Annotated in this window: 19 protein-coding genes and 3 tRNA genes; 10 read left to right on the top strand and 12 right to left on the bottom strand. The window is 72.1% G+C overall.

The features are described from left to right. Positions 1-165 precede the first annotated feature (165 nt). Positions 166-1,248, bottom strand: coding sequence for a Glu/Leu/Phe/Val family dehydrogenase (locus MICAU_RS01120; RefSeq protein WP_013283430.1), 1,083 nt, complete (start codon positions 1,246-1,248; stop codon positions 166-168). Positions 1,249-1,423: 175 nt separating this feature from the next. Between MICAU_RS01120 and MICAU_RS01125 the strand changes: the two genes are divergently transcribed. Both MICAU_RS01125 and MICAU_RS01130 read left to right on the top strand, forming a co-directional pair. Then, positions 1,424-2,263: a DUF8083 family protein gene (locus tag MICAU_RS01125; RefSeq protein WP_013283431.1), complete on the top strand. Its 840-nt coding sequence runs from the start codon at positions 1,424-1,426 to the stop codon at positions 2,261-2,263. 256 nt (positions 2,264-2,519) lie between these two features. Then, complete coding sequence (locus MICAU_RS01130; RefSeq protein ID WP_007073996.1) at positions 2,520-2,729, top strand: BldC family transcriptional regulator; 210 nt, start codon at positions 2,520-2,522, stop codon at positions 2,727-2,729. Between the two features lie 71 nt (positions 2,730-2,800). Here MICAU_RS01130 and MICAU_RS01135 read toward each other — a convergent pair whose 3' ends face one another. Next, positions 2,801-3,193: a PPOX class F420-dependent oxidoreductase gene (locus MICAU_RS01135; RefSeq protein ID WP_013283432.1), complete on the bottom strand. Its 393-nt coding sequence runs from the start codon at positions 3,191-3,193 to the stop codon at positions 2,801-2,803. 55 nt (positions 3,194-3,248) lie between these two features. On the opposite strand from MICAU_RS01135, the gene MICAU_RS01140 reads away from it, so the two are divergent. Continuing rightward, positions 3,249-4,028 (top strand): class I SAM-dependent methyltransferase, encoded by a 780-nt coding sequence (locus tag MICAU_RS01140; protein ID WP_013283433.1) that lies wholly within the window; start codon positions 3,249-3,251, stop codon positions 4,026-4,028. A 53-nt stretch (positions 4,029-4,081) separates the two neighbouring features. On the opposite strand, the gene MICAU_RS01145 is transcribed toward MICAU_RS01140, so the two are convergent. Then, a complete protein-coding gene (locus MICAU_RS01145; protein WP_013283434.1) occupies positions 4,082-4,369 on the bottom strand; it encodes a hypothetical protein in 288 nt (95 codons plus the stop codon). A gap of 162 nt (positions 4,370-4,531) precedes the next feature. Between MICAU_RS01145 and MICAU_RS01150 the strand changes: the two genes are divergently transcribed. Beyond that, positions 4,532-5,389 carry a 3-hydroxyacyl-CoA dehydrogenase family protein gene (locus MICAU_RS01150; RefSeq protein ID WP_013283435.1) on the top strand — a complete coding sequence of 286 codons (858 nt, stop codon included), beginning with the start codon at positions 4,532-4,534 and terminating at the stop codon, positions 5,387-5,389. 52 nt (positions 5,390-5,441) lie between these two features. Next, the gene (locus MICAU_RS01155) at positions 5,442-6,185 is read left to right on the top strand and encodes an enoyl-CoA hydratase/isomerase family protein (protein ID WP_013283436.1); all 744 of its coding nucleotides are present in this window, start codon (positions 5,442-5,444) and stop codon (positions 6,183-6,185) included. A gap of 63 nt (positions 6,186-6,248) precedes the next feature. On the opposite strand, the gene MICAU_RS01160 is transcribed toward MICAU_RS01155, so the two are convergent. Next, complete coding sequence (locus MICAU_RS01160; protein WP_013283437.1) at positions 6,249-7,586, bottom strand: ABC transporter substrate-binding protein; 1,338 nt, start codon at positions 7,584-7,586, stop codon at positions 6,249-6,251. 166 nt (positions 7,587-7,752) lie between these two features. Between MICAU_RS01160 and MICAU_RS01165 the strand changes: the two genes are divergently transcribed. Next, entirely contained in the window at positions 7,753-8,142 is a 390-nt protein-coding gene (locus MICAU_RS01165) for a hypothetical protein (RefSeq protein WP_013283438.1), read from the top strand. A 45-nt stretch (positions 8,143-8,187) separates the two neighbouring features. Beyond that, positions 8,188-8,892, top strand: a complete 705-nt coding sequence (locus MICAU_RS01170; protein ID WP_013283439.1) for a DUF2786 domain-containing protein — start codon at positions 8,188-8,190, stop codon at positions 8,890-8,892. A gap of 25 nt (positions 8,893-8,917) precedes the next feature. On the opposite strand, the gene MICAU_RS01175 is transcribed toward MICAU_RS01170, so the two are convergent. After that, positions 8,918-9,433, bottom strand: a complete 516-nt coding sequence (locus tag MICAU_RS01175; RefSeq protein ID WP_041784039.1) for an SRPBCC family protein — start codon at positions 9,431-9,433, stop codon at positions 8,918-8,920. A 258-nt stretch (positions 9,434-9,691) separates the two neighbouring features. Between MICAU_RS01175 and MICAU_RS01180 the strand changes: the two genes are divergently transcribed. Beyond that, positions 9,692-10,450 carry a hypothetical protein gene (locus MICAU_RS01180; protein ID WP_013283441.1) on the top strand — a complete coding sequence of 253 codons (759 nt, stop codon included), beginning with the start codon at positions 9,692-9,694 and terminating at the stop codon, positions 10,448-10,450. Positions 10,451-10,507: 57 nt separating this feature from the next. Here the strand turns inward: MICAU_RS01180 and MICAU_RS01185 are convergent, their stop codons facing one another. Continuing rightward, positions 10,508-10,888 carry a winged helix-turn-helix domain-containing protein gene (locus MICAU_RS01185; RefSeq protein WP_013283442.1) on the bottom strand — a complete coding sequence of 127 codons (381 nt, stop codon included), beginning with the start codon at positions 10,886-10,888 and terminating at the stop codon, positions 10,508-10,510. After that, the gene (locus MICAU_RS01190; RefSeq protein WP_013283443.1) at positions 10,885-11,637 is read right to left on the bottom strand and encodes a hypothetical protein; all 753 of its coding nucleotides are present in this window, start codon (positions 11,635-11,637) and stop codon (positions 10,885-10,887) included. Before MICAU_RS01190 ends, MICAU_RS01185 begins: the two co-directional genes overlap by 4 nt. 180 nt (positions 11,638-11,817) lie before the next feature. Here MICAU_RS01190 and MICAU_RS01195 point away from each other — a divergent pair, with 180 nt between their 5' ends. Further along, a complete protein-coding gene (locus tag MICAU_RS01195) occupies positions 11,818-12,255 on the top strand; it encodes an ArsI/CadI family heavy metal resistance metalloenzyme (protein ID WP_013283444.1) in 438 nt (145 codons plus the stop codon). A 64-nt stretch (positions 12,256-12,319) separates the two neighbouring features. On the opposite strand, the gene MICAU_RS01200 is transcribed toward MICAU_RS01195, so the two are convergent. Next, positions 12,320-13,240, bottom strand: a complete 921-nt coding sequence (locus tag MICAU_RS01200; RefSeq protein ID WP_232236750.1) for a TolB family protein — start codon at positions 13,238-13,240, stop codon at positions 12,320-12,322. 202 nt (positions 13,241-13,442) lie between these two features. Between MICAU_RS01200 and MICAU_RS01205 the strand changes: the two genes are divergently transcribed. Next, complete coding sequence (locus MICAU_RS01205) at positions 13,443-13,970, top strand: hypothetical protein (RefSeq protein WP_013283446.1); 528 nt, start codon at positions 13,443-13,445, stop codon at positions 13,968-13,970. A gap of 96 nt (positions 13,971-14,066) precedes the next feature. Here the strand turns inward: MICAU_RS01205 and MICAU_RS01210 are convergent. The 4 genes from MICAU_RS01210 to MICAU_RS01225 all read right to left on the bottom strand — a co-directional run bounded on the left by MICAU_RS01210 (position 14,067) and on the right by MICAU_RS01225 (position 15,328). Then, positions 14,067-14,140 (bottom strand) — tRNA-Phe (locus MICAU_RS01210). A gap of 76 nt (positions 14,141-14,216) precedes the next feature. Beyond that, a tRNA-Asp gene (locus tag MICAU_RS01215) sits at positions 14,217-14,290 on the bottom strand. 33 nt (positions 14,291-14,323) lie between these two features. Continuing rightward, a tRNA-Glu gene (locus tag MICAU_RS01220) sits at positions 14,324-14,396 on the bottom strand. A gap of 143 nt (positions 14,397-14,539) precedes the next feature. After that, positions 14,540-15,328, bottom strand: a complete 789-nt coding sequence (locus MICAU_RS01225; RefSeq protein WP_013283447.1) for a polysaccharide deacetylase family protein — start codon at positions 15,326-15,328, stop codon at positions 14,540-14,542. Positions 15,329-15,347: the final 19 nt, after the last annotated feature.

Here is a 15,347-nt window from a genome sequence, read left to right on the forward strand (position 1 = left end):
GACCTGCGCGTCGCAGTGGTCCAGCCGTCACAAAGTGTACCGGGTAAGGGGTAAGCCCCGGGGCTGGCCATGACACCGGACATACCGGTACTAACGAGCCCGAGAATCAGCTTAACGCGCGCCGCCTCCGGGGGTGGAGCGCCGCCCCGCCCCCGGAGGTGAGCTTCACCGCAGATGGATCGTGCGCAGCCGGCCGACCTCGGCCATCCGCCGCTCGGCGAGCCGGTCCGCGGCGACCGCCGGCGGCACGCCCTCGTCGTCCGCGAGCTGGAGGATCTGCCGGGTGGTGTCGAAGATCCGGGTCGCGCGCAGCTTGGCCCGGTCGAAGTTGAAGCCCTCGATCTCGTCGGCCACCTGGATCACGCCACCGGCGTTCACCACGTAGTCCGGCGTGTAGAGGATGCCCCGGTCCGCGAGCACCTTCTCGATGCCCGGGTGGGCGAGCTGGTTGTTCGCCGCCCCGGTGACCACCTTCGCCCGCAGCACCGGCACGGTGTCGTCGTTCAGCGCGCCGCCGAGCGCGCACGGGGCGTACACGTCGATGTCGGAGGTGACCAGCGCCTCGGTGTCGTCGACCAGGGTGACCTGCGGGTGGGTGGTGCGCGCCCACTCCAGGGCGCGCGGGCTGACATCGGTCGCCACGACCTCGGCGCCGTCGTCGAGCAGGTGGGCGGTCAGGTACTTGCCGACCTTGCCCAGCCCGGCCACGCCGACCCGGCGGCCGGCCAGCGTCGGGCTGCCCCAGACGTGCTCGGCGGCGGCCCGCATGCCCTGGAACACGCCCCAGGCGGTGAGGATCGAGGAGTCGCCCGCGCCGCCGTGCTCCACGCTGCGGCCGGTCACGTAGCGGGTCTCCCGGGCGATCACGTCCATGTCCGCCACGTAGGTGCCCACGTCGCAGGCGGTGTAGTAGCGGCCGTTCAGCGCCTCGACGAAGCGGCCGTACGCGCGCAGCAGCGCCTCGCTCTTGATCTGCTCGGGGTCACCCCAGATGACCGCCTTGCCGCCACCGAGGTCGAGGTTCGCCAGGGCGTTCTTGTAGGCCATGCCGCGGGAGAGGTCGAGCACGTCGGCGAGGGCCTCGGCCTCGCTGGCGTACGGGTAGAACCGGGTGCCGCCGAGCGCGGGGCCCAGCGCGGTCGAGTAGATCCCGATGATCGCCTTCAGGCCGGACTGCTTGTCCTGGCAGAACACGACCTGCTCATGCCCCGTGGAGACGGGGTCGTCGGTACTGGCGAATACGCCCATGGCTGACTCCTGTGTCGGTGTGCGCCCTTGTGGGGCGCGGAACCCGGGTGGCACGCCGGCGGGATGCTGCCGGTGTCGTTGAGCCTAATATCGGCCCGAACCGTACTGTCGCGCATGTCACGCCACGGGCCCGAGGGCGGCGACGGGCGGTCCCGTCTCGTGGGAGGATCGCGCCGTGCCGTCGCTCTTCGCTTCATACCTGCGCGTGTACGAGCCGCTGACCGCCTTCGACCGGGACCGGCAGTCGTACTGGCGCCGGTACGTCAGCGAGGGCCGCGCGATCGCCCCGCTGGAGGGACCGGTACGGCAGCGGACGGCGGTGATCGAGGCGCTCGGCGCCGGCTGGACCCGGCTGCCCGACCTGCCCGACGAGGCGTACGTCCTGGAGTCCGACGACGCGCTGCTGGTCTGCCCCTGGAACCTGCGTATCCGGGTCGCCGAGGCGGCGCTGAGCGCCCGCGACGGCGTGCCCTCGGTGCTGGCCGACGCGTTCGTGCCGCCCGTGCTCGCCGGGCAGGCCAAGGCCGTGGTGGAGGACTGGCGCAGCGGCGCCCGGGTGCTGGAGCACGGGGTGCCCCGGGTGCACGAGCAGATCGCCACCTGGGGCGTGCCCCTGCGCTGGTTCGTGCTGTTCGAGGCCGGCGAGCGGCACCTGGTCACCGAGCCGGAGCGGCGGGCGCTGCGCTACCGCACCGAGATCTCCAAGGCGCGCCGCCGGGCGTCCCGGGCGCTGTCGGTGCTGCGCAAGTCGATCGGCGAGGCGCCCATCACCGAGGCGGTCGAGGAGGCGGCCCGGTGGCTGGAGGAGTTCCACCCGCGCTCGGTGGTCGAGCTGGACTACGGCGGCCTGGTGCAACTGCTGCCGGACGAGACGCTCGAAGCCGACGACTCGACCGAGCTGGTGGCCACCGGACTGTCCGGACTGGGTCGGGGCGAGGCCGAGGAGGCGTCCGCCGCGTACGACAAGCTGGTCGCCCGCTGGCGCGCGGTGCAGCTGCTCGAACGGTGCAACTGACGCCCGGTTTGCCCTGCTAAGTGGCCTTGGACACGAGAGTGTCTCGTAGTTGATGCGTCACGAACCGTGATCATGAGTCCGAATAAGGTAGTTTCTGCGGCATAAAAGTCGTAAAAATCGGGCATGCTTCATCCGTCCGTCTAGGGACCTTCAGCCGTTCGGCCCATGTCGGACATCGGGGACTAGCCGGACCATGGGAGACGCGTCGGCCGGCGGGACCCCGGCCGATGTCTATACATGTGGAGGAGTGACCCCGATGGCATCGCGAACGCACGAACCTGAGCCGCTACTCACACCGGCCGAGGTGGCGTCGATGTTCCGTGTCGACCCGAAGACGGTGACCCGGTGGGCCAAGGCTGGCAAGCTCAGTGCCATCCGGACCCTGGGCGGCCATCGCCGCTACCGCGAGTCGGAGGTTCGGGCCCTGCTGCAGGGGCAGATCCCCCAGCAGCGCCAGGGAGACTGACGAACCGGCGTTCTCCGGCGTTCCGATCAAGGGCGGTGCCGTCGCGGCGCCGCCCTTGATCGTGTCCGGGCTCAGTCGCGCCCCGGGCCGTCCAGCACGATCCGCAGCCCCACAGTGCCGCGCTCACCCCGGCGCAGTCGGCTGCCCAACAGGCTCAGCCGTCCGATCAGCCGGTACTTCCGCTTGAGCAGCCCTCGGACCCGGTTCGTGCTCTCCGGGTCGGCGATCGTCGCGTGACCCGGCACCGCCTCGCCGTGCGGCCGGCCGCGCACGTCGCACGGGGCCACCGTCACCCGGCCGTCGCGCCGGATGCGCTTCACCTTGCCGGAGTCGGCCACCGTCCACACCGCCAGCCCGTCGCCGTCGCGTACCGCCCACACCGGAGTCGGCACCGCCCGGCCGTCCTTGCGGAACGTGGTGAGCAGGACGTACTTCTCCGCCGCCAGGCGGTCCAGGTCGGTCACGCCGCCAAGGATACGGCGGCGACGGCGCCGCCGACCCCCGGATAGCGTTGCGGGCATGACCGGGGAACCCGAGATCGGCGACGTGTTCGGCGAGATGATCCGCGACGCGTACGCGGTCGCCACCGGGATCGGACCGCGCCCGATGGCCGGCGGTCGCCTGCCCCGCCCGGTCATCGAGATCATCGAGCGCGACGACGGGCTGGTCAACGGCGCGCCCGCCGAGCACTACCTGGACCCGCCGCAGCGGTGGCAGCCGCACGACCACCGGGCCGTGGACCGGGTACGCGGACACGTGCTCGACGTCGGCGTCGGCGCCGGCCGGATCGCGCTGCACCTCCAGGACCGGGGCGTACCGGTCACCGGACTGGACACCTCGCTCGGGGCGCTGCGGGTCAGCCGGCACCGGGGCGTACGCGACCTGGTGCACGGCACAGTCGACGAGCACGCCGCCGACGGCCGCCGGTACGACACGTTCCTGCTGCTCGGCAACAACCTGGGACTGTTCGAGGGGCGGGAACGCGCCCCGGCGATGCTCGCGGCGCTCGCCGCGCTGGCCCGTCCCGGCGCCCGGGTGATCGCCCACGGCACCGACCCGTACGGGACCACCGACCCGGTGCACACCGCCTACCACGAGCGCAACCGCCGGCGGGGCCGGATCGGCGGGCAACTACGGCTGCGGCTGCGCTACCGGCTGCTCGGCACCGACTGGTTCGACTACCTGGTCTGCTCGCCCGAGGAGTTCGCCGAGCTGGTCCACGGCTCACAGTGGCGACTGACCGACGTGGACGACACCGACCACCCCTACTACCTCGCCACCTTGGAGCTGCGGCGTTAGGAAGGGCCCCTTTCAAGCGCCTAGGCGTTAAGAAGGGGCCCTTCCTTACGTGCTCAGACCTGGACGGTGGGGGTGGTCTGCTCCGGGGGCAGCCCGCCGTCGCCGTCGACCACCTCGTCCGGCGTGCCGTCCTCGTCGATGTCCACCATGGTGATGTCCACCTTGCCGTCACCGTCGGTGTCGAACTGGAACAGGTCGGCCTTGCCGTCGCCGTCGGTGTCCACCACCCACACGTCGGTCTTGCCGTCGTTGTTGGTGTCCGCACGGAGCAGGTCCACCCGCTCGTCGCCGCGGGTCTCGACCGTCTCGGTGCTCTCCGCGCTCTCCGGTGCCTGGCTCATCTCGTTCCTTCCGTCGGCGTTGAGGGCCGTCCTTACCCCGTCCGCTCCGCCCCCACGCATCCCGGCGGCCCGGCCATGCATAGGGTCGCATGCAGGAACGAGCGAGCGGACGGGCCCGGCGGCGGAGACCCCGCGCGCCCCCGCCGCGGCGAGGGGACGTCGATGAGTGGTCGTTTTGTGGTCGTCGGGGCCGGCACCATGGGCCTCGGCATCGCGTACGTGGCGGCCGGCGCCGGGTACGCGGTCGAACTGGTCGAGGTCGACCCCGCCCGGGGCGCCGAGGCCCTGCGCCGGCTCGGCGAGCTGTGGGACCGGGGCGTGCAGCGCGGCAAGCTGACCGAGGAGGCCGCCACCGCCAACCGTGAGCGCGTCACGCTCCGGGCCGGGCTCGCCGAGGTGGCCGAGGGCGCCGACGTGATCGTGGAGGCGGTGCCCGAGCGGCTCGACCTCAAGCGTGCCGTCCTGCGCGAGGCGGAGAGCCGCCGGCCGGCGCTGCTGGGCAGCAACACCTCCAGCATCCCGATCGCCGAACTGGCCGCCGGGCTGGACCGCCCCGCCGACTTCGTCGGGTTGCACTTCTTCAATCCGGTGTGGGCGATGGCGCTGCTCGAGGTCGTGGTCGGCCCGGCCACCGCGCCGGAGACGACCGAGGCGGCCGTCGCGCTCGCCGCCCGGCTCGGCAAGGACCCCGTCGTCGTACGCGACATGCCCGGCTTCGCCACCTCCCGGCTGGGCGTCACGCTCGGCCTGGAGGCGATCCGGATGGTGGCCGACGGGGTGGCGAGCCCGGCCGACATCGACAAGGCGATGGTGCTCGGCTACCGGCACCCGATCGGCCCGCTGGAGCTGACCGACCTGGTCGGCCTGGACGTGCGGCTCGACATCGCGCGCACGCTCCAGGCCGCGTACGGGGACCGCTTCGCGCCGCCGCCGCTGCTCGTCGAGATGGTGGCCGCCGGGAAGCTGGGCAAGAAGTCGGGGCGGGGCTTCTACACGTGGAAGGACGGCGTGAAGCAGTGAGCGCGAGGAGTGAGCTTGCGAGCCCCGCAGTCGCGAACGACAGGCCGGCACAGTGAGCGGGCTGCGGATCGAGGAGCTGCCGGACCGGCTCGTGGTCACGCTGGACCGGCCGGAGAAGCGCAACGCCATCGACGCCGACCTGGTGGGTGAGCTGCATGCGGTCTGCGCCGACCTGGAGGCGCGTCCCCGGCTGCTGCTGCTCACCGGCGGGACGGCGGGCATCTTCGCCGGGGGCGCCGACATCGCCCAGCTCCGGGAGCGTGGCCGGCTGGACGCGCTGGCCGCCATCAACCAGGGCGTCTTCGCCCGCATCCGGGCGCTGCCGATGCCCACCGTGGCCGCAGTCGACGGGCCGGCGCTGGGCGGCGGCGCCGAGCTGGCGTACGCCTGCGATCTCCGGGTGTGCACGGACCGAGCGGTGTTCGGCCAGCCCGAGGTGCGGCTGGGCATCCTGGCCGGCGCGGGCGCGACCTACCGGCTGCCGGCGCTGATCGGTGAGGCCCGGGCCAAGGAGCTGCTGTTCACCGGCCGGCGGGTGGACGCCGAGGAGGCGCTGCGGATCGGGCTGGTGAACCGGGTGGTGGCCGACCCGGCGGAGCTGCTGCCCACCGCGCACGGCCTGCTCGACGAGATGGCGAAGGGCTCCGCGCTGGCGCTGCGGCTGACCAAGATGGCGGTGGACGCCCCGGCGGCCGCGCACCCGCAGCTGGACCTGCTGAGCCAGGCGGTGCTCTTCGAGGACGAGGAGAAACACCGGCGGATGACCGAGTTCCTGGACCGGCGCCGGGCCCGCTGAGCCCGGGAGAGACGACGAGGGCCGCACCGGTCTCCCCGGTGCGGCCCTTCGCGTCGGTACGCGTCAGTGCTTGATGTCGACTCCCGCGTCGTCCAGCGCGGTGATCGCCGGCGCGGACTCGGCGAAGCCGATGAGCAGCAGCGCCTCCGGGCCGAACGCCTTGATCTCCTTGGCGGTGCCGCTGAAGTCGACAGGCGTCTTCGGGTCGGCCGGCGGCTCGTAGGTCAGCAGCTTGATCCGGTCCGCGCCGATCCCGGCCTTCTCCAGCTCCGAGCGGACGTTCTCCTGGAGGCCCTCGCCGTACGAGTCCTTACGGGCCAGGATCGCGATCTTGCGCGGCCCGTCCCGGAGCATCACGTCGGCCAGCGCGCGGCCCTGGAGGCTGTCCGGCGGCGCGGTACGGAAGTAGAGGCCCTTGTCGTCCACAGCGCTCAGCCCCGCGTCGGTGTTCGACGGGGAGAACAGGATCCGGCCGGCGGCCACCACGTCCGGCAGTACGGCCCGGGAGATGCCGGAGCCGCCCGCGCCGATGATGACCTGGACGCCCTTGCTGACGTGCGAGGCGACGGTGGCCTTGGCGACCTCCGGGTTGGTGCCGTCGTCGCCCTCGATCCACTTCACCGGCTCGCCGAGCACACCACCTGCGGCGTTGACCTCACGGATCGCGAGCGCCGCGCCGGCCGCCAGCGGCGGGTTCGCCAGCGCCAGGTCACCGGTCTTCGGCAGCAGCCCGCCGAGGACCAGCGGGGCGTCCTTCGCCTTGCCGTCGCGCGGCTTGCGCCCACGCGGCGGGGCCTTCGTGCTCGCCCCCGACTCCTCACCGGCGCCGACGAACTCGGTCTTGCTGTCGTCGATCTTCTGGTTGTCGAAGTGCATGGTGCCGTAGCTCGCGGTGGCCGGCTCGCCGGTGTCGGTGAACCCGGCGCGGGTCAGCGACACGCCCCGGTACTCGATGTCCCGGCCCGCGCGGGCGAGCTGGAGGCAGGCCGTCACGTCGTCGCAGCGTTCACCGCCGGTGGTCACCCCGACGATCTGCTTGGCGATCTCGGCCGGAGCGGTGGTGCCGGCGAGCTGGGCGGCCAGCGCGCTGATCACCACCGCGTCGTACGACTCGGCGGAGTAGAGGAAGTCACCCAGCTTCGGGTCTACGGCGAGTAGTCGCTCCTTGAAGCTCTCGGCAAGCGGAGTGAGGGGCGTGGTGCCCTTCATCCCGTTCACCAGGTCCGCGCGGTCCTTGAGTTCCGCGGCGTACGAATTGAGCATGTTGCCGTCGGTGCCGTAGAGGCGTACCTGGGTGGCAGGCGTTTCCTCCGGCTCGTCGCTCCCGCAGGCGCTCGTGGCGAGCAGAAGCGCCGCGCAGGCCATGGACAGGGCCGCGCGCGACGTGCGTGTTCTCAGCATGGTCGTCCTTCCTCCGGCGAAGGTCCGCTGCGCACCTTAGCGTGCTCGCGCGGCATGCGGGACTGTGGAGTCGGCTCCGTCGGCACCCCGACTGCGGGTATCACTCTGCGTGGTCGACGAGCCGTTTCCGGGTCACGGCTTGACCCCCGGCGATACTGTTCCGCGGGTGAACGACGAAGCACAGCAGACGCTCGACGACGCGACCGCCGTGCTCCGTTCCGCCCTCGCCGGTGACGGCGCCGGCGTGGTGGGCACGTTCGACGCGGTGGTGGACCGCTCCGGCCTCGCCGGGGCGTACGGAGTGGCGTGGTGCCTCGCCGCCACCATGCTCGGCGACGACACCCCGGGCGGCGGCGCCGCCCTCGACTTCCCCGGCATCGACCAGGCCGACTACGACACCCGCTGGGTGGCCCGTTTCGTCAGCGCGTGCGCCAACGACGACGCGGACACCGGCGAGGCGCTGTTCGGGGCGGCGGCCGCCGACGGGCTGCTGCCCGACTGCCTGCTCACGCTCGCCGGGTCGACCATCGCCACGCTGCGCAGCCGGTCGGACTGAGCCCGGCGCGCGGCCCGGCCCCTCGGCTGTGGTAGCTCTGGGTGCATGTCCGAGGCGATGCTCAGCAAGGTGCGCAAGCTGCTCGCCCAGGCCGAGGACCCGGCCTGCACGCCCGCCGAGTCGGCCGCCTTCATGGCCAAGGCCACCGAGCTGATCGCCCGCTACGGCGTCGACCGGGCGCTGCTCGCCGCCCGCGACCCGGCCGCCGACCCGGTCGGTGACCGGACCGTCGACGTGGTCGCGCCGTACGCCCGGGACAAGGCCGGCCTGCTCGCGGCGGTCGCCGAACCGCTGCGGTGCCGATGCGTACGCCGCCGGCAGGGCAACGGCTTCGTCATGCACCTGTTCGGCTTCGCCAGCGACCTGGAACGGGTCGAGCTGCTGTTCACCTCGCTGCTGGTGCAGGCCGCGCACGGGCTCGCCGGTGCTGTCGTACCGGCCGGGGAGCACCCGGCGGCGTTCCGGCGTACCTGGCTGGCCGGGTTCGCGTACGTCGTCGCGGAACGACTGCGCGCGGCCGAGAGCAAGGCGGTGGCGGAGTCGGGTGGAACCTCCACGGCTCTGGTGCTCGCCGACCGCTCCGATCGGGTCCAGCGCCGGGTCGCCGAGGCGTACCCCCGGTTGCGCACCGCCCCGCGACGGCGGCTGGCGGGCGGTGGCTTCGGTTCCGGCGCGGACGCCGGCCGCCGGGCCGACCTCGGTGGCACCGGCGTGGCCGGGACCGGCGCGGCGCCCGGTATCGCCGGCTGACGGGCTGCTGTCCGGTCGGTGCGGGTCAGGCGCTGGTGCGGGCGACGGTCGCCAGGTAGCGGCAGAGCAGTTCGTGCCAGCCCGCGGTGAGCGCCTCGCGGTAGCCCTCGGCCGCCGTGCCGTGCCTGTCGAAGTAGCGGTGCTCGACGTCCACCCGGGTCCGCTCCGGACCGCCGGCGTGGAACAGGACCTCCACCTCGCTGGCCCGCGCCGGATCCGGCACCGGCACCCGGTCCGGGCCGATCTGCCAGGTGAACACCAGGCGCCGGGGCGGATCCCAGGTCAGCACGCGGCCCCAGTCGTTGCGGAAGCCGTACGGGCCGATCTCGTAGAGCATGCCGCCGGCCCGCGGCTCGATGCCGATCGCGGCGAGCGCCTCCGGGCCGGACCAGGTGTATTCGCGCACCCACCAGTCGGCGAGCGCGCCGGTGAAGACGGCGTACGCCCGCTCGGCGGATGCCGGGACGAGCAGGCTGCTGCGGAGGGAGAAGCGGTCGGATTCCTGCCGGACCTCATCCGGATCGGCCATCTCCTGTCCCATAGGTCCGGACCATACCGGCTCATGTCTCGGTGTGCAGCTTCCGTTCCGCCCGCTTCCGGACACCGGGAACACCGGTTCCCGACAGCGCTGAGTGGTGGGACAGGCGCTCTGCGCAAGGCGCGACGGCGCTTCCGGGAGGTGCCCCGGCGGGGCTTCCGGGAGGTCAGGGCGGGCATCCGCGAGGTGGGGGTGGGCGACGGATGCCGTACCGGAAAGCGGGTAACCGCGGCCGATCGGACCGATGGGAGAGCGGGGAGCATGACCGACAGCCGAGCCACCGAACCAGTGCCGGACCCCGGTGACGAACTGACCGGCTCGCCGGCCGGTCCCGAGTCGGAGCCGGACGTCCTGCTCGACGTGCCTGAGCTGACAGTCGACGAGATCCGGCTCGCGGTGGACGGGCTCGACGCCGACCTGTCGCTGCGCGCCCGGCTGGCCAACCTGCTCCAGCTCGACGCCGGAGTCCGGGTGCACCTGGAGGGCGTCGAGCTGGACATCACCGGGGTGAGCGCCGAGGCGCTGCTCAAGGTACGGCTGGAGAAGCTGGTGCAGATCCTGGACCGGGCGCTGACCACGATCGACCGGAACCCGCAGCTGATCGACGCGCTGGCCCGCTCGGCCGGTGTCACCCTGGACGACGTGCACCGGCTCGCCGCGCCGGTGGTGGACCAGACCGGTCGTACGGTGGCCGCAGCCGGCGAGGTGGTCGAGCGCACCGCTCCGGCGGTGTCCGGCCCGATCGAGGCACCCGAGCCGCCCGGGCGCCCGGCGCGGACGGAGTCCGAGCGTGCCGCCGGATCGGGGCAGGGCGCCGGTGCGGGCCCGTCGGCGGAACGTCCCACCGAGAAGAAGCGCGGTTCGGAGCGCCCGGGCGGGGCCGGCCAGCCGGCGAGCGCCGCCGCCGAGGCGGCACAGTTGGCGGGACAGGCCGGACAGGCACTCCGGCAGGCCGGCCGGAGCGTCTGGGAGGCGATCCAGGGCAGCCCCACCCAGAACCGCCGCCCCCCAGAGACCTGACCGCCCGCCGCCGGTCCCGCCGCCCGTCCGTCCGGGATCGGGTGACCGGGGAGGGCGTCACGCGGGTGGGAAGTCGTCCGGACCGGCCGAGGTGGAGGGCTGTGCGGCCTGCTGGTGGCGGCGGAGGAGTTCCTGGAGGGCGGCGATCTCGGACTGCAGGGCCTGACGTCCCTCCCTGGTGATCCGGATCCACGTCCGCGGACGACGGCCGTGGTAACCCTTCTCCACCTGGATCAGGCGTGCCTCCTCCAGCACGGTGAGGTGCCGGGACAGGTTGCCCGCGGTGAGTTCGAGGGCCTCCCGGAGATAGGCCACCTCCACCCGCTCGCCTTCGGCGGCGATGGTCAGGATGCCGAGCCGGTGCCGTTGGTGGACCGTGTCGTCGAGACCGTTCGTCGGGAATGGCCCGCCCGCGCGAGGGTCGTCCACGGTGCTCACGCGTACCCATTGTGCTGCTTCTTCGCGGCGGCGAGCGTCAGACCCCCGCCGATCAGCAGGACCGGTGCCGGGAGCATGGCCGCAAGCATGAAGCTGAACCGGGTCAGATCACCCGGTTGCAGGTCGGAGACCTGGAACCAGGCGTTCACGGCGACGAGCACGACGGTGTAGAGCCCGACCACGACCCACAGGCTACGGCTGCGTTCGAGGTGGGCGAGGACCGCCAGGCCCACGGCGATCACGAGGTGCGGCAGCATGCCCCGGTTGGCGAGGCCGAGCAGCGGACCGGTCAGCCAACTGGTGCCGCCCGACACGGGTGCGCTGGTGTTGAACAGCAGGAACTCCAGGACGACCGGAAGGGTGAGGCCGACGAGTGTGCCCGCGATGCCGGCGATGACGTACGCACGGGTCGGGGTCTGAACGCCCGCTCGCCGGCCGTGCCAGCGGTACCAGGCCAGGCCGGCCAGGTAGCCGCCGACGAGCGCGGCCAGCCAGTACCAGCCCAGAGCGGTCGACTTCTCCAGGAAGCCGCCGCCGAGACCGGTCAGGACAGGACCGTCGGACCCGGCGCGCAGCGCGGGTGGCTCCGCCGACTCCACGTACAGCGGCGCGGCCGCCGCGATGAGCACCCCGAAGAGCAGGAGCGGAAGCCAGTACGCCTGACGGGCCGCCCGCGCCTGCCGGCGGAGGGTGGTCATCGAGGCGAGCAGTTCCTGGGCATCGTCCTCGCGGGGTGACTCGGACGGCATGGTTCCTCCCGGCAGCCGTAGCGCTGTGACCCAAATAGGTTTGCAGCGCAAACCTATTCGCGCAAGAGGTCGAGGGTCTCGAACATCCGCGCCTGTTTCGACATTTCTCTAGGTTGACAGACTTCGAATCAAGAGGCAGGGTGGAGACTGCTTCGATAAACATCTAGACAGGGGGTTCCCATGTCCCGCGTCCAGCTCGCCCTGCGCGTGTCCGACCTCGAAGGCTCCGTGGCCTTCTACAGCAAGCTGTTCGGCGTCGAGCCGGCCAAGCGCCGCCCCGGCTACGCCAACTTCGCGGTGGAGAACCCGCCGCTGAAGCTCGTACTCCTCGAAGGTGAGCCCGGCCTGCCGACGGTGATGGACCACCTCGGGGTCGAGGTGTCCACCACCGAGGAGGTCAACGCCGCGACCAACCGCCTCACCGAGTCCGGCCTGATCACGCTGGAGGAGAACGACACCGAGTGCTGCTACGCGCTCCAGGACAAGGTCTGGGTACGCGGCCCCGGCGACGAGCCGTGGGAGGTCTACACGGTCAAGGCCGACTCGCCGCAGCTGGCGAAGGCGACCGAGAGCGCCTGTTGCGCCTCGGACGCGGCGGAGCAGCCCGCCGCTGTCTGAGCCGGATGCCACGAGGTCCCCACCGGCCTGCACGCCGGTGGGGACCTCTTTCGTGCGCCGGCGGCTACCGTGCCTCGGCGAATTTCAGCCGTTCGAGCTTTTCGACGTAGACGAACCGCTTCCCGTCCGGCGAGAAGCTCGGGTGGTAGGCGCGGGCGCCGCCGGCGATCCTCGTCTTCTTCCCGGTGCGGACGTCGACCGACCAGACCCCGCCCACGTGGTCCGACGCGACGGCGGCGATCACCGACCGGCCGTCCGGCGACACCGCCAGGTCGGCGAGGCCGGGAAGCTCCGTGATGAACCTGGCTGTGGCCGATCCGACGGCCCACTCCGTCAGGTGCCAGGTGAGATCGTCCGGACTCACCTCGGGCGGCAGCGGCAACCTGCCGAGGGAGTCGGGTGCGGTGATGAAGAACAGCCGTTCACCCAGCGCCGCAGGCGACCGCGCCAGCACCGTCGACTCGCAATCCGTGTCACCGCCGCTCAGGTTGAAGGTCACTCCGCCCACCGTCACCGGAGAGCCGAACTCGTACGCCTTCCCGTCGGCGAGCAACTGGACTCCCCCCGGACCGCACTCCCGGGGCGCCTCCACATATCCCCCGCCGCCACGGTTCACGAGTGCGGCTTCGGCGAGGAAACGCGTCGACGCCAGAGGCTCGAACGTCCTGTCGGCGGGCGAGTAGCTGAGCAGCTCGGTTTCGTCCCAGCCGCATTCGAGGGCCACCCCGAGGTCGCCGCCGGGGCCGGCGAACAGGAAGCTGAACAAGCCCGCTTCGCAGGTGGATACCGCTGGCGCGCGCTTGAGAACGGGTTCCTCGGCGCTCCCATCGGGTCGCTGCCGCCACACCTCGGCTACTCCCGAGCCCGAGGTCGAGGTCACCTCCCGCAGGTAGTAGACCCAGCCGTCGGCGGCCCAGACCGGATGGAACAGGGAGACTCGGTCCAGGAGCCCCGAGACCCGGCCACACCCGCCGAGCAGGATCACGGCCAGTACGAGGACCGGCGTCAGAGCCGTACGCAGCGCACGCACACGTGGCCTTCCGGTGGCATCCTGTCCGCCACTCGGCGGGCCCGCTCACCGTAGACGCGGGACGCGTCGCGCGAGTGCCCGCTCCACGCCGCGGTGCCTCCGTCGCGATGCACCCGGCCGATGGAACCACAGGGGCCGTCCGAGCGTCGGTATCGGTGTGAAGCTGCGCGCCGCGATTCTGCTCGCCCTGACCGCCCTCAGCCTCGGCCTCGTCGTGGTCGCCTCACCGGCGGAGCCGGCCTGGGCGTGCAGTTGCGCGCGCACCGGCGCGGACGAGCGTGCCGACCTCATCGTCGTCGGCACGATCACCGAGGTGACGGACACCGGGGTCCAGCTCGCGGTGGAATCGGTCGAGAAGGGCAGCCTCCGGGCAGGGGCCACGCTCCGGCTGAGGGTGGGCCGCCAGGAGGAGAGCTGCGGCTACGACTTCCGCACCGGCACCCGGTACCGCGTGAACTCCCGCGACGGCGTCACCGGGCTGTGCGCGGGAATCACCGCCGCACCTGCGCAGGTGCAGACCACACCGTCCGCGCCCGCAGCCGCCCCGACGCTCGTCACGGCCTTACCGGCACCTGCACAGGTGCCGGGCCGTCTGTGGCTCGTGGGCGGTGCCGTGCTGACAGTTCTCGCCGCCGGACTGGTCGCTGTGTCCATGCGACGGCGCCGGATCGAAGCAAAAAGGTAACGGGCAGACCGGACAGGCAGGCTTCTAGCGCACAAAGCAGAACGCCGACCTGCGTTCCCGCTGGTCGGCGCTCCTGTAGCCCGGCGAAAGGCTATGTGGCCAGGGGCGGGGTCGAACCGCCGACCTTCCGATTTTCAGTCGGACGCTCGTACCAACTGAGCTACCTGGCCGTGGTGCTCGGCACATGCTACCGCACGGGCCGATACGCAGAACGCCGCGCATCGAGCTGCGCGGCGTCAGCGCTTGCGGTCCTGACGGGACTTGAACCCGCGACCTCCGCCTTGACAGGGCGGCGAGCACTCCAACTGCTCCACAGGACCTGGCTGGTGTTGCATCCGGCGCGAGCCGGACCGTGCCCCCAACGGGATTCGAACCCGTGCTACCGCCTTGAAAGGGCGGCGTCCTGGGCCGCTAGACGATGAGGGCGGCCCCGCCATCATTGCACACTCGCAACTTCAAGCGGACTTGCTCCCATCCGGCCCCGCCGGAGGCAGGAGAAGCATATGTCATGCCTGCGCGGACGACAAAACCGGTATGGGCACGGCCGTGGAGCCGGGCAAAACCGCAGGTCAGCGCGGCAGGGCGATGCCGTACCGCCGCTTCAGGTCCGGGATTAGGTGCCGGCAGGCGGCCATCGTCTGGGCCCGGTCGCCCCCCGCGTCGTGCATCAGCACGACCGAGCCGTGCCGGGTGGCGCCCTTCACCCGCTTGATGATCGTCTTCGCCGGTGGGTGGTCCCAGTCCTGCGGATCCACGCTCCAGTGCAGCGGGCGCAGGCCCATCTGCTGGGCGATCGTGACCTCCTCGGCCGTCCAGCGGCCACCGGGCTGGCGGAACCAGGTGATCGGCGCCTTGGGCGCGGCGGCGTGGATGGCCTCGTTCGTCCGTTCCAGGTCGGATCGGATCTCGGCGGCGGAGCGCCGGCCCAGGTTCACGTCGTGGTGCCAGCTGTGATTGCAGAGCTGGTGCCCCTCCCGGACGATCCGGGCCACCAGTTCCGGGTAGCGCTTGGCCTGCTTGCCGACGACGCAGAAGGTGGCCTTCACGTGGGCCGCCCGGAGCTGGGCCAGGATCTGCGGGGTGTAGCGGGGATCCGGCCCGTCGTCGAAGGTGAGCGCCACCCCGTTGCTCCCGCTGGCCCGGTGCAGGCCCGCCGGCAGTTTCTTCGGCAGCGGGCGCAGCTTGGGCTTCGCGGGGGTGGTGGGGGTCGGTGAGGGCTTCGTCACCGGCGTCGGGGACGGCGACGCCGAGGCCGACGGCGGTGCGGCGGCCTTCTCGGGTGACTTGCCGGCTTCGCCGCAGCCGGTGACGAGAAGCACCAGGCCCAGGGCGAGCGCCGACAGGGCGCGTGGACGCATTCGTCGCTCCCGGAGGGGT

Origin of the sequence: Micromonospora aurantiaca ATCC 27029 (assembly GCF_000145235.1) — a bacterium.
GTDB classification, from domain to species: domain Bacteria; phylum Actinomycetota; class Actinomycetes; order Mycobacteriales; family Micromonosporaceae; genus Micromonospora; species Micromonospora aurantiaca.

What these genes read in the sequence shown, in the direction of transcription:
- MICAU_RS01120 (WP_013283430.1), bottom strand. Translation starts at nt 1,248, where the DNA reads ATGGGCGTATTCGCCAGTACCGACGACCCCGTCTCCACGGGGCATGAG.
- MICAU_RS01130 (WP_007073996.1), top strand. Translation starts at nt 2,520, where the DNA reads ATGGCATCGCGAACGCACGAACCTGAGCCGCTACTCACACCGGCCGAG.
- MICAU_RS01140 (WP_013283433.1), top strand. Translation starts at nt 3,249, where the DNA reads ATGACCGGGGAACCCGAGATCGGCGACGTGTTCGGCGAGATGATCCGC.
- MICAU_RS01145 (WP_013283434.1), bottom strand. Translation starts at nt 4,369, where the DNA reads ATGAGCCAGGCACCGGAGAGCGCGGAGAGCACCGAGACGGTCGAGACC.
- MICAU_RS01150 (WP_013283435.1), top strand. Translation starts at nt 4,532, where the DNA reads ATGAGTGGTCGTTTTGTGGTCGTCGGGGCCGGCACCATGGGCCTCGGC.
- MICAU_RS01160 (WP_013283437.1), bottom strand. Translation starts at nt 7,586, where the DNA reads ATGCTGAGAACACGCACGTCGCGCGCGGCCCTGTCCATGGCCTGCGCG.
- MICAU_RS01170 (WP_013283439.1), top strand. Translation starts at nt 8,188, where the DNA reads ATGTCCGAGGCGATGCTCAGCAAGGTGCGCAAGCTGCTCGCCCAGGCC.
- MICAU_RS01175 (WP_041784039.1), bottom strand. Translation starts at nt 9,433, where the DNA reads ATGGGACAGGAGATGGCCGATCCGGATGAGGTCCGGCAGGAATCCGAC.
- MICAU_RS01180 (WP_013283441.1), top strand. Translation starts at nt 9,692, where the DNA reads ATGACCGACAGCCGAGCCACCGAACCAGTGCCGGACCCCGGTGACGAA.
- MICAU_RS01190 (WP_013283443.1), bottom strand. Translation starts at nt 11,637, where the DNA reads ATGCCGTCCGAGTCACCCCGCGAGGACGATGCCCAGGAACTGCTCGCC.
- MICAU_RS01195 (WP_013283444.1), top strand. Translation starts at nt 11,818, where the DNA reads ATGTCCCGCGTCCAGCTCGCCCTGCGCGTGTCCGACCTCGAAGGCTCC.
- MICAU_RS01225 (WP_013283447.1), bottom strand. Translation starts at nt 15,328, where the DNA reads ATGCGTCCACGCGCCCTGTCGGCGCTCGCCCTGGGCCTGGTGCTTCTC.